Origin of the sequence: Pseudoalteromonas sp. 2CM32C, assembly GCF_023161925.1 — a bacterium.
Taxonomy (GTDB): Bacteria; Pseudomonadota; Gammaproteobacteria; order Enterobacterales; family Alteromonadaceae; genus Pseudoalteromonas; species Pseudoalteromonas marina.
In genome coordinates this window covers 256,101-269,379 of sequence record NZ_JALNTI010000002.1, presented here as the reverse complement: position 1 = coordinate 269,379, position 13,279 = coordinate 256,101, and the positions used below count along the sequence as shown (strand labels likewise).

The window sequence follows — 13,279 nt, the reverse complement described above, 5'->3', positions numbered from 1 at the left end:
TAATTGCCAGTGTTATTAAATTTCACCCGCGCTCGTTTTCTTCTTAGTATAAAACGAGCGACTGGGTCGTTTTCTTGACTATGCGAGCGACGAAGCCATGGCTGTGCATATATACAGCGCTAATTTGACGAATTGAAAATGAAAACTCGCTCTGCGTATTTAAATTACATTGCCGACTATATGCTCACTCGACAGTATTCATTAAGAACTATTAATGCTTATTTGAGTTGGGTCCAAACTTTATTCACTTTCACAACAAACGCCACCCAAGCTCAATGGGAAATTCAGAAGTCAAAGCGTTTTTAGACCATATTCTATTAAAACGTAACATGTCAGCTAAAACACAAGCTGCTAATGGAGTTGTTAGCCTTTTTCAAAATTATGAGCGTCTCTTTCTAATACTCTAGCGTTACATATTCGCTTTAAGACCAATATCGCTATCTATTGCTACTTTAAAAAACACATAAAAAAGCCCCGTTTGGTTTTAATCAAACGGGGCTCTACACTAATTATTGACTCAAGAATAAAAGCGCCGATTTTGCTGGCGCTTTGCATCATTGAATTAGCTTTGTAGCTTACTGGTTAACCACACTTTTAAGTGGGTTAACTGGTTGTGCGTTGTCATCTAATATGTTCATATCAAAATCGAACTCATCAACACGAATCGCTTTTTCACGTTTCTTGTTGTAATCAATTAACTGAGCAAACTCAGCATCTGTGATTACGTTTGCAGCAAGTGCGTTTTCAAGCGTAATGCTAAAACGAGCACCTGGCTTGATGGTTCTTGCACGTAATGCTTTTTTAACTTTTGCAAGTTCAGCTAGTGATGCAATTTTAGCTTTATAAGCTTGCTCGTTAATATGATGACCGTCGCCTTCAATAGGCTTAACTAAATGCGTTATTTGCGCTTTAAAAGCTGTATCAAGCTGTGCTTGCTCAGCTAATTCGCGGATTAAATCATCGCTGATTTTTGGCATTTTAGTTGAGTAGTTCATTGTAACGAAACGAATAAACTTACGAGTACCACTTGCAGGGAAGTTATCTAAGAACTTGTGCAATGCTTCTTCTGCGCTTTGTAGTGCAAAACGAGTTGCATAATGGAAGTAAGGTGCTGCTTGCTCGCGCTCGCTGCTCGCCACTTTTTGCTCGTAGTATTTAATTGATGCCATAGCTGCGTACAAGAAGCTCATTACATCGCCTAAACGTGCTGATAGCATTTCTGCTTGCTTTAATTTACCGCCAAGTACTAACAACGAGAAGTCAGCGTATACTGCAAGTTTTGCAGATAGTTTGTGAACTGCTTTTTCGTAGTCACGTACTTCTGGTAATGCTGAGCTTGCGCCAGCTGTAAATGGTAATACACCTAAACGGAATGCACGTAAGCTGTTTGCTGTACTGTAACCAATTGTTTTACGTAAAATACCGTTAAATTCTGCATCAGCGCCTTTGTCGTCGCTGTGGATTGATTCAACCATAGATTGTAAGTATGGGTGACAACGCATAACACCTTGACCAAATATCATCAGGTTACGAGTAAGAATGTTTGCACCTTCTACAGTAATTGCAATAGGTTGTGCAACGTAGCCACTTGCTAGTGTATTTTGTGGACCGTTTTGAATCGCTTTACCAGCTTGAATATCCATCGCCGAGTCTAATACGTCACGGCCAAGTTCAGTCATGTGGTATTTGGCAATTGCCGTTACTACCGACGGTTTTAAGCCCATGCCTAAACCTTCAGTTGTAAGTACACGCATTGCTTCTTGAAGGTATGTTTTACCCGCAATGTCAGCAAGCTTTTCTTGAATACCTTCAAACTGACCGATTGATAGACCAAACTGCTCTCGTACTGCTGCGTATTCAGATGCAGATTTAAGTGCAACTTGCGCTGTACTTACACCTAGCGCGGGTAGTGAAATACCACGGCCAGCACCTAAACAGCTAACCAGCATTTGCCAACCACGGCCGATGTTTTTCTGACCACCAATAACAAAATCCATTGGTACAAATACTTTGTTACCACGTGTAGTACCGTTGTAAAAACGGATACCCATTGGATCGTGGCGATTACCAAGTTCTACACCTGGGTGCTCTTTTGGAATTAAGGCACACGTGATACCTAGGTTTTCTTTACCACCTAGTAAACCGTCTGGGTCAACTACTTTAAATGCTAAACCAAGAACAGTTGCGATTGGTGCAAGTGTGATATAACGCTTGTCCCATGTAATTTCTAGGCCAAGAACTTCTTCGCCGTTGTGCATGCCTTTGGTTACTTTACCAACGTCTGGAATGCCGCCTGCATCAGAACCCGCTTCAGGGCTTGTTAGGGCAAAACATGGGATGTCTGTGCCGTTTGCTAAGCGTGGTAAGTAATGCGCTTGTTGCTCTTGCGTACCGAAGTGAAGAAGTAGCTCACCCGGACCTAATGAGTTAGGTACCATTACTGTTACTGCTACTGCAGAACTTTTAGTCGCAATTGTGCCAACAATTGTTGAGTTTGCGTAAGGGCTAAACTCTAAACCACCAAATGACTTAGGAATGATAAGCGAGAAGAAACGTTCTTTTTTCAAAAAATCTAAAATGTCATTCGGTAAGTGAATGCCATTTTGAATTACTGAATCGTCAATCATGCCTAGTAGCTCTTGTACAGGGCCGTCAAGGAATGCTTGTTCGTCAGCTGTTAGTGTAGCTGCTGGTACATCGCGTAATGCACTGAAATCAGGCTTACCTTGATAGATAGAACCTTCAAGCCAAACATCACCCGCGTCTAGCGCTTCTTGCTCAGTGATAGAAATACTTGGTAAAACTTTTTTTAACTTTGTACGTAAACTCATGATTGAACTCATCCGACCAGATAAATAATACCTACATTACGTCATAAAAATCGCTTTAGATCAATTACTCTATTCAATTAATTAACAGTTTTTTCAATTTATTTTCTTTACTCGAACGTAAACTGTTGAAACACAAAGGCTTACACCTGTACGCTGAAAATGATAAATTTTTTAAGATTGATTGATAAAACGCCGTGCAAAGGCACCAAAAAGCAAATAATCTGCAAAGCGGGTAATGAATTAGGGTGTTTTTTTAAATACAGACTGTTTTAATTTTTAAATTTAAGCCTGATTTATTGTACTGAACAGGGTAAGTTGACACGTTAAATACGTGATTTATGGCCACTCAAGTTGTTTAAAATGCTTTTGCTTATTAGTGTAAATGTATAAAAAATAATAAGTGAATGACACCTAAAAAAGGCATAAAAAAACGCAGCTTAAACAGGCTGCGTTTTGTATTAATCAGAGTTTTTTAACAGCCTATTTTTACGACATGCTTGCCTGTAAAACCACCCGCGAGCTGCGTGTTTAAGGCATTAGATACCGCGTTTGCGTTAAACTCAACAGGCGTTAAGGTCGGTGCTTTAATATCACCATTAGTGGCGCCTTCGAGTAATAAATTACCCATAAAGCTTAAGCGTTGCTGCGCACATAAACTATTAGCGAGCCATGCACCACCAAGCGACACAACACTGATATTTGGCGCGCGCCGATACATTAGATCTTGTTCAAAACAAGGTAATGGATTTAAACACGCTATTTTTCCGCAAAAACGCATGAGTTCGATATTACGCGCTGTCGACTCACCACCCACGGTATCGATTACTGCATCGAACCCTTGCGGCCCTAGCTCTCTACGAATTTTTTCACACAACTTTTTATCGTTGTAGTCAAACACAACATCCGCGCCAAGCTGTTTAACGAGTTTATGGTTTTTCTTAGAGGCTGTTGCAAATACATCAGCGCCACGCTGTTTAGCGTACTGAATAGCAAACTGACCCACAGCACCTGCCCCACCTTCAATAAAAACAGTTTGCCCTTCGGTGATACTAATTTTATCTAAGCTAATTAGTGCTGCCATTCCGGCGCAAGGCAGCACAGCAGCAACCGCTGGGTTTAAATCTTGCGGTACAATAGACACTGCAAAATTAGGCACTTTTGTGTATTCACTCAGTACCCCTTGCCCACCTACGTTGGCGTGCCACATGACTCGCTCGCCAACATTAGGAAAAATCCCTTTACTTGCTTTTACTACAACACCTACCGCATCAAGCCCCAAAATATGAGGGTACTGCCACTGACAAAAACCTGATTTTGCAAAATGCCCATCAACGGGATTTAAACCAACATATTCTACTTTTATCAGTAGCTCGTTATCTGAACACTCAGGAACAGGTAACTCAATGTCAGCTAAATTTATTTGATCATTCGGTTTTTCCAATACAATGGCACGCATTGTGTGCGGTATAGTATTTTGCGTTAAAATATCAGTATCAGACATCGTTAAACTCTACTTATTTGTGTTACTTAGTGCATAGCTCCATTGCCCATTAAATGATTGGTACGCATTGACCTTAGCAAGTAACGATAAAATGGTTGTTTCAACTGCATTTTCTTGTGCTATTAAAACATCCTGCCGCGCATCTAACAACTCTAGATAAGGGATTTGGCCTTCTTCATACATGGCTTCTGCTTGTAAAAAGGCTTTATTAGCAAAGTCATAACGTTCATCTGCAAAACGTTTTTGCTGTGCCTGATTAACTAACCCCTGCAACGAAAGCTCACTTTCACTAAGTGCTTTAAGCACCACGTTTTGATAATCGCTGTAAGCGGCTTCACTTAAAAACTGTTGTGCGTCTCGTTGTGCTAAAAGAGCAGGATAGCTTAAGATTGACCATTGCAACTTAGGCGCAATTTGCCATTGCTGCTGTGTATCGCTAAAGCCATTACTACCTACACTTAACACACCTGCAAAGCCACTTAGGCTTACATCAGGTAGTAAAGCTTTACTGGCTGCCACACTTAAACTATTGGCTTGGCTAAAGTCATAAATTGCACGGCTAATATCTGGCCTCAGTGCAATAGCGGCATTTGGCTTACTAAGTGTTACGTCAAATTTATTGCGTAACACACTCAGTTCATTTGTTAATTCAATATTTTGAGTTAAACGCCCTGTAAGAACAGCAAGCGTTGATAAATCACTGTACTTTGCAAACTCAATGGCAGGAATTAACGCTTGTTGCTGGCGTAATTGCGCTAGGGTGCGGTTTAAATCAAGCTCACTTGCAACACCTTCATCAACCCGAGCTTGTAACACATCAATACTTTGCTCAAGCGCTTGTATTTGTAAGCTAATAATGCGCTGTTTTTCAGCATTGCCTTGGTAGCTAACAAACCCTTTAACAACCGCTGAAACAACTTCAATTTGGAGTAAACGAACTTGCTCTGCTTGGCTCATAGCCGATGCATTTGCAGCATCAACTAAAGCAGTAACTCGGCCAAATAAATCAAGCTGCCAATTAAGTGCAAAATTAGCACTTGATTGGCGTGAGTTTGTATCTCCTAAGCCGCTTCTTTGAGCGCCTACCTCAACACCACCTTGCGGTAAATATTGTGCTTTTTGCTCGCCCAGCCTAGCTAATGCACTTTTTAGTACAAGCTGACTTGTTTTTAGGTCGTAGTTTTTAGCGAGTGCATCTGATACTAATTGGTTTAGCTGCTCAGACTTAAGCGCGTGCCACCAGTTAGTTTCATCTGCACCACTTAGTTGGTCAGCAACTGCAGCACTGGCAACAAATTCGTTAATTGTTTTTTGCTCGTCAAGCACGTCAACCTTACTTGCACAGCCAGATATGAGCGTGACCATTAATACAGACGCTACGGTTAACTGTGTTTTAAACCGCTTTGCTATTTTATTAGTCATTTGATAACTCCTGTGTGTTACCTTTTTTCTTTACAACAAGCATGTAAAACACCGGGGTAAACAATAAACCAAACACGGTTACACCAATCATCCCAGAGAACACGGCATTACCCATTGCATGGCGCATTTCAGCCCCTGCACCCGTTGCTAGTACGAGGGGGATAACACCCGCTGTAAAGGCGATTGATGTCATAAGTATTGGGCGTAAACGCATACGACATGCCGCTAATATTGCATCAATATGCGATAAGCCTGTATCGTTTTTATCTTTTGCAAATTCAACCATTAATATCGCATTTTTAGAGGCCAAGGCCACCAGCACAATAAGCGCTATTTGCGTAAATATATTGTTGTCTGAACCCACAAACCAAACACCAAGTAATGCTGAAAATATCGTCATTGGAACAATTAAGATAATTGCCAATGGTAAGCGTAAGCTTTCATATTGTGCAGCCAATACCATAAACACCAGTAACACAACTAATGGGAACACATACACCATAGTGTTGCCTGCTAATACTTGTTGGTACGTTACTTCAGTCCATTCGTATTCAATACCACTGGGTAAGTTGTCGGCCAAAATAGCCTCAATTGCCAGTTGAGCTTGGTCAGAACTAAAACCAGGTGCAGGACTGCCGTTAAGCTCTGCGCTTGGGTAACCGTTATAGTGCATTACACGGTCTGGACCAATTGTTGGCGTAACCGTTAGGATTGAGCCTAATGGCACCATGTTACCTTCACGATTTCTTACTTTAAGGTTAAGGATTTGATCAGGGTCTAGGCGATAATCAGCATCAGCTTGCGCATTTACTTGGTACGTTCGGCCAAACATATTAAAGTCGTTTACATACACAGAACCCAAGTATATTTGTAAAGCATTAAACACTTCGTCAAGCGGTATGCCTTGAATTAACGCTTGTTCACGATCAATATCAATATCCATTTGTGGAACTTGAATTCTAAAGCTTGAGTAAAGCCCCATTAATGCTGGGTCTTGTTGCGCTTTACCAATCACTGTTTGTAGGCTGTTAAATAACGCTTCAAAACCTTTGTTTGCTCTGTCTTCAATTTGAAGTTTAAAGCCACCTGTAGTACCTAAGCCTTGAATTGGCGGCGGCGGAAATACTGCAACAAACGCTTCGTCAATTGCTGCAAATCGTTGATTTAACTGCGCGGCTATAGCCATGGCCGATTTACTCGGATCGGTTCTATCTTCAAATGCATCTAACGGAGTAAACACAATCCCGCTGTTAGGGCTGTTAGTAAAGCCATTTACTGATAAACCTGGAAACGCAACCGTATTAGCTACACCTGGTACTTCAAGTGCAATTTGTTGCATTTGCCTAAGAACATCTTCAGTACGGTCAAGGCTTGCTGCATCAGGTAATTGTGCAATGGCAACTAAGTACTGTTTGTCTTGTTGTGGAATAAACCCACCAGGTACTGCATCAAACAGCTTAATGGTTCCACCTACTAGGGCAACATAGCCGATCATTACAATAAAGCTCATACGAATTAGTTTTTTAACTAATTTTTCGTAGCCTTTGGCGCCTCGGTCAAATACACGGTTAAAAGGTTTAAATAACCAGCGGCCAAATAGTTTATTTAACAAACGTGTGAATGCATCTGGCTTAGTATCGTGAGACTTTAACAACAGTGCCGCTAATGCTGGCGATAGCGTTAACGAGTTAATTGCTGAAATCACCGTTGAAATAGTAATTGTTAAGGCAAATTGCTTATAAAATTGCCCTGAAAGTCCGGTAATAAATGCCGTAGGAATAAACACAGCACACAATACAAGTGCAATGGCAATAATTGGCCCTGTTACTTCGCTCATAGCAACACGTGTTGCCTCAAGCGGCGATAATCCTTGCTCAATGTTACGCTCAACATTTTCAACTACAACTATGGCGTCATCCACCACAATACCAATGGCAAGTACTAAACCAAACAGCGACAAGGTGTTAATAGATACGCCTAACCACTGCATTACCGCAAACGTACCAATGAGTGAAATAGGCACCGCAATAAGTGGAATAATAGAAGCACGCCATGTTTGTAAAAACACAATGACAACAATCACTACTAGTACAATAGCTTCAAGCAACGTGGCAATTACAGCATCAATAGAGCCACGAACAAATACAGTAGGGTCATAAACTATGTCGTATTCTACACCTTCAGGAAAGTCTTTTGATAAACGCGCCATGGTTTCGCGTACTTGGTCCGAAAGCTCAATTGCATTAGACCCTGGGCGTTGAAATATAGGCATTGCAAGTGCAGGTTGCGAGTCAAGCTCGGCACGCAAAGAGTAACTGTCTTGACCAAGCTCTACGCGGGCAATATCAGTAAGGCGTGTTATTTGGCCTTCATCACCCACTTTAATAATTACTTGTTCAAACTCTTCAATACTGTTTAAACGCCCTTTTACATTTAACAGAACTTGAAATTGACTGTCGTTAGAAACCGGCTGTGCACCCAAGCTACCTGCTGCTACTTGTTGGTTTTGTGAACGAAGTGCAGTTATTACATCGGTTGCGGTTAGCTCGCGTGCTGCTAGCGCATCTGGGTTTAACCATACACGCATGGCGTATTTACCTGCGCCAAATAAACGCAAGTCACCCACACCCGGTAAGCGTGCTATTTCGTCTTTAATATATAGGTCGGCATAGTTAGACAAATACGCGGTATCGTGCGATTTTTCTGGTGAGTACAAGTGCACCACCATGGTTAAATCGGGCGATGATTTTTCAGCCACCACACCTAAACGTTGCACCTCTTCAGGTAAACGTGGCAAGGCGCTGTTTACACGGTTTTGTACTTGTACTTGGGCGCGGTCTAAATCAGTCCCTAGTGCAAATGTAACCGTCAGCGTCATACGACCATCACTAGTTGCTTGAGAAAACATATACAGCATGTTTTCTGTACCATTAATTTCTTGCTCTAACGGCGTTGCTACCGTTTGCGCTATTACCGTTGGGTTAGCTCCTGGGTAGCTTGCTGTTACAACTACGGTAGGAGGCACGACTTCTGGGTATTCACTTACCGGCAGTTGGAATAACGAAATACCACCGGCAATTAATATAACCAAAGACAGCATGGCCGCAAAAATGGGTCGCTGTATAAAAAAGTGTGAAAATTTCATCTAAAAAACCTTATTGCTTTGCGACTAAGCTTGAATCGTCATTGTTCATGGTGAACGCAACATCACTGCTATCAATGGTTACTTTGTTCGGTGCCACAGGCATACCTGGTCCAACACGAGCAGGGCCATTTACGGCTATTACATCGCCCTCTGAAAGACCTGAGGTGATGGCACGAAGAGAGCCATAACGCTCACCCACTGTGACTAATTTGTACTGCAGCACATTGTTTTCACCCACTGTCAAAACAAAGCGGTTTTTTAAATCAGTCCCTATTGCTCTGTCTGGCACAATTATTTGCTCTGTCACTGAATTAGCAGCAAGCTTAATACGCGCAAACGACCCTGCACGTAATTGGCTGTTATCCTGATCAAATACAGCACGCACACGCAGCGTACCTGTTGATGAGTTAATTTGATTATCAATAAAGTTTATGTACCCTTTGTAAGCAAAATCGCGTTCGCCTACTTTTTGCATTACAACGGCTTGGCGACTTTTTGAGGTCACGTTACTAAAATCGCTATTCCAGGTGCGTTCGTCCACATCAAAATAGGCGTACATTTTTTCGTTAGAAACAATGCTGGTAAGCACGCTTTGCCCTTCAATAATGTTGTTACCTTTCGTGATATTGGCACGCGAGATCACACCGTCGATAGGTGACACAATGGCTGTAAATTCTAAATCAAGTTCAGCTGATGTTAGCTGTGCTTGTAATGCAGCAAGTTGTGCTTCGCGTTGGCGTAATACAGAAGTACGTGATTCTGCTTGCTCAGTTGAAATTGCTTTACGTTCAGTTAAACGTTCAGCGCGTTTAGCTTCGCTTTTTGCTTGCTCGAGCGCAGCTTGTGCACTGTTAACTTGGGCTTTTAAACTAGCAACAACAGCCGCAAACGGACGGTCATCAAGCTTAAATAATACATCGCCTTTTTTAACAAGGTCGCCTTCATTAAACGTAATTTGTTCTATAACACCAGATACTCGTGGCATAAGTGCAACTTCTTGCGGTGACTCTAAGCGAGTTGTATAGGTGTGCCAGCTTTGTACTGGTTTAACAAGTACGTTAGCAACATCTATAGGTTGAAGAAATTGTGCTTGAGCCAAAGGCGGTGTGCTTTCATCAGCACAACCAGCAAGTGTTAAAAATGCGCCTGCAAATGCAGCAGCGATAAGGTGTTTTTTCATGAAGACGCTCCTTTAATTGATTAAGAACGCATACTACGGGTTATACCTGCGGACAAAAACCATAGATTTTTAAATTCATTAATGCCAAAATGGCATCAATAGTATTGTTTTGGTGGTTTTATGGATACGACAAGTCGGCTTTTAATGTTGCTTGAAGTGGTTGAGCAAGGCTCTTTTGCTAAAGCTGCCGAATTACGTAATATCGATCGCTCTGTGATCTCTAAACAAATTAGTCGTTTAGAAGATGAGCTAGGGGTTAGATTGCTAAACCGCACTACTCGCTCATTTTCACTCACTGCCGCTGGTGCAGAAATGATAAAAAAAGCCGGTGAGCTCAGAGAGCTGCTTGGCGAAACCGTGCGCATGGCCGAAAACTACCACTTAGAGCCTCGTGGCGTCCTTAAAATTACTTCATCAACACTCATTGGTAGGCGCTACTTACAACCAGTACTTAATGACTTTCAAAAGCGCTTTCCTCAAGTTGAAGTTGAATTAAGGCTTGATGACAGATTAGTAGATATTGTATCTGAAGGGTTCGATTTAGCATTTCGTATTGGTGAGCCAAAAGATTCATCACTCATTGCAAGAAAAATTGCACGTAATCGCTTATTAATTGTTGCGGCCCCCGAGTTTATCAGCACGTATGGTATGCCATCCTCCATGGAAGAACTAGCAGATTTGCCTGCGGCAAGTTATGCGAGCAACTCTATGAGAGTTGAAACAGTGGATTATTACAATAGCTCTGGTGAGCCATGTGAGCAAAAAATAAAAAGTGTATACCGCGCCAACGACGCTGAAGCACTTCTAATGAAGGCCATATCTGGCACCGCTTATTTTGTAGCACCGGCATTTATAATCGGTGACGAAATTACTGAGGGTAAATTAATTCCTATATTAACGGATGTGAAGTTAATGGATTACAGTGCTATGTATGCTGTTTATCCGCACAGAGATTTACCTGTACGTACACGGTTATTTTTTGATGCAGTGCGCGAATATTTAGGAAAAGATAAACCAATTTGGGAACGCGGCATCCCAAACTTTGAAAAAATGTATTAAGCAGGTACTTCTATTTGCTTTAATTGCTCTTTTGAACTTGCATATACTTTATTTCGACCTAAGCGTTTTGCTTTGTAAAGCTGTTTATCAGCTGCAATGAAAATAGATTCAAGCGAGGGGTTAGCTTGATAGTCAGCTACACCAATACTGATAGTAAGTTTAATTGCATGCCCCTCAATATTAAACGGTGCTTTTTCAACAGTTTCTCTTAACTTTTCAGCTGCAAATAAGGCTTCGTCTTTGCTATTAAAAGAATGAATAACGGCAAACTCCTCACCGCCAACCCTAAACACGTACCCCTTTGCTAAGGTTATTCTTAAAAGCGTTGCAATTTCAGTAAGTACTTTATCGCCTACATCATGGCCAAATTTGTCATTTATTTGTTTGAAGTAATCTAAGTCGAGTAAAAATAAATAGGTATTTGTTTTATCAACCAGCTCTACTTCAAAATAGTGGTTCATTGATAACCGGTTACCTGCGCCAGTTAATGGATCAAGTAGTGCTAGGTTTTTTAAACGTTTGGATGAAAGCGCGCGGCTTCCCTCAAAAATATGCGAAACAGTCCAAATACTGACATAGGCCAATAGTAAGTTAATCGCCATATTTAAATTTACTATAGGATCAGGCGAAGATTTACTTAATAAAATCAGTGATTGAATAAAGAGGACAGTACCTGAGAAGAAAATTCCGTATCGCTTTCCCATTAATAAGTAACACAATACAGGCGAAGCGAATGACCATACAAATAAGCCATATTTAGGTTCTGATATATAATTGGCGTACAAAACTATAATACAAACCAATACACACATTACAACAGACTGCCAAAACCGCAATGCATGCTTACTTAAATGATGAATGGTATACAGGCAATAAATTGAAAAACAGAGCTCTAAAAAGCCGAGCAAATAGACACCACTGAATACGTTTAATGCGCTAAAAAATAATGACACAGAACCAAAAAACAAACACATCCATACAAGAACGTGCTTTCTTAATGCTTTAGTACTATTTAGAGCGGTGATATCCATTCAATTAACTCAATAACGTCGAACTAAGGGATTATTCTACCCTGTAATAAATATATAACAAGTGTAATCGAGTGTTATTGCACCACATTGTGGCATTTTTAACCGCTAACCACCCAGCATTGAAAGGTTAGTTGTTACACCTGTTTCGCCCTGATGTAGCAAATGAGTTGGCTTTTTAGCTTTAATATAGCGAGATAGCTGGTTTATAAGTGCTTGGTTTGAGTTTTCATTCATGTACTCTCGTAATGAAATACCTTGCTCTGAAAACAAACAAAGGTGTAATTTACCCAAAGAAGACACTCTCAGCCTGTTACATGTGTTACAAAAGTCGTTACTGTAAGGCATTATTAAGCCAATACGCCCTTGGTAGTCAGGGTGATAAAACTCCTGAGCAGGACCGTCTGTAATGCTTCTAATGACAGGTTGCCACCCCGCTGCACGTAATCGTGCTTTGATTGACTGGCCGGATACGTGATTTTTATCAAAAAACGCCTTATTGTCGTTAGTTTGCATTAGTTCAATAAAGCGCATAGTGACTGGGCGGTGCTTTAAATACGCTAAAAATGTCTCGAGCTCTTGACCATTATATTGCTTCATTAACACGCTGTTTATTTTTACCGATTCAATACCGCTTTCTAACGCGGCGTCTATGCCTTTCATCACGGTATTAAATTTATCGTGACCGGTAATAGTATTAAACATTCTTGGATCAAGTGTATCAATACTCACATTAATCGCATTAAGCCCTGCATCTACCCAATCATTAATGTGCTTATGCATTGAAAAGCCGTTTGTTGTAGCGGCTATTTTTGTAATGCCCGGCGTATCTTTTGCCACACGAATAACATCTATGAAATCTTTTCTAAGGGTGGGTTCACCGCCAGTAATACGCAGCTTGGTAATACCATGATGCGCAAAAGCGCTAATAGTATTACTGATTTCATTCAGTGAAAGGAATTCTCTGTCATGGTCACATTGGTAGCCATCGGGTAAACAATAAACACATTTAAAGTTACACACATCGGTAATCGATAAACGTAAGTAACTAAATTTTCGCCCTGCTGGGTCGATGAGCATAAAAAACCTTCACTTTACTTTGTTTAACTGGGC

Annotated in this window: 9 protein-coding genes; 2 read left to right on the top strand and 7 right to left on the bottom strand. The window is 41.0% G+C overall.

Translation table 11 applies throughout. The features are described 5' to 3' along the window. Positions 1-275: 275 nt before the first annotated feature. Positions 276-407, top strand: a complete 132-nt coding sequence (locus MTF67_RS05075; RefSeq protein ID WP_248518896.1) for a hypothetical protein — start codon at positions 276-278, stop codon at positions 405-407. 168 nt (positions 408-575) lie between these two features. On the opposite strand, the gene MTF67_RS05070 is transcribed toward MTF67_RS05075, so the two are convergent. The 5 genes from MTF67_RS05070 to MTF67_RS05050 form a co-directional block, all read right to left on the bottom strand. Continuing rightward, positions 576-2,831, bottom strand: a complete 2,256-nt coding sequence (locus MTF67_RS05070; protein ID WP_248518895.1) for an acyl-CoA dehydrogenase — start codon at positions 2,829-2,831, stop codon at positions 576-578. A 472-nt stretch (positions 2,832-3,303) separates the two neighbouring features. After that, positions 3,304-4,332: a zinc-binding dehydrogenase gene (locus MTF67_RS05065; protein WP_248518894.1), complete on the bottom strand. Its 1,029-nt coding sequence runs from the start codon at positions 4,330-4,332 to the stop codon at positions 3,304-3,306. Between the two features lie 9 nt (positions 4,333-4,341). Further along, a complete protein-coding gene (locus MTF67_RS05060) occupies positions 4,342-5,754 on the bottom strand; it encodes a TolC family protein (protein ID WP_248518893.1) in 1,413 nt (470 codons plus the stop codon). Then, positions 5,747-8,899, bottom strand: coding sequence for a multidrug efflux RND transporter permease subunit (locus MTF67_RS05055; protein WP_008127493.1), 3,153 nt, complete (start codon positions 8,897-8,899; stop codon positions 5,747-5,749). The genes MTF67_RS05060 and MTF67_RS05055 overlap by 8 nt, the downstream gene beginning before the upstream one ends. Positions 8,900-8,909: 10 nt before the next feature. Next, positions 8,910-10,079, bottom strand: coding sequence for an efflux RND transporter periplasmic adaptor subunit (locus MTF67_RS05050; protein ID WP_248518892.1), 1,170 nt, complete (start codon positions 10,077-10,079; stop codon positions 8,910-8,912). A 120-nt stretch (positions 10,080-10,199) separates the two neighbouring features. Here MTF67_RS05050 and MTF67_RS05045 point away from each other — a divergent pair, with 120 nt between their 5' ends. Beyond that, complete coding sequence (locus tag MTF67_RS05045) at positions 10,200-11,138, top strand: LysR family transcriptional regulator (RefSeq protein ID WP_033025041.1); 939 nt, start codon at positions 10,200-10,202, stop codon at positions 11,136-11,138. Here the strand turns inward: MTF67_RS05045 and MTF67_RS05040 are convergent. Together MTF67_RS05040 and moaA are read right to left on the bottom strand one after the other, a co-directional pair. Beyond that, entirely contained in the window at positions 11,135-12,169 is a 1,035-nt protein-coding gene (locus MTF67_RS05040; RefSeq protein ID WP_248518891.1) for a diguanylate cyclase, read from the bottom strand. The two genes, MTF67_RS05045 and MTF67_RS05040, sit on opposite strands and share 4 nt — an antisense overlap. Before the next feature lie 105 nt (positions 12,170-12,274). Further along, complete coding sequence (moaA, locus tag MTF67_RS05035; protein WP_248518890.1) at positions 12,275-13,246, bottom strand: GTP 3',8-cyclase MoaA; 972 nt, start codon at positions 13,244-13,246, stop codon at positions 12,275-12,277. Between the last annotated feature and the right edge of the window lie 33 nt (positions 13,247-13,279).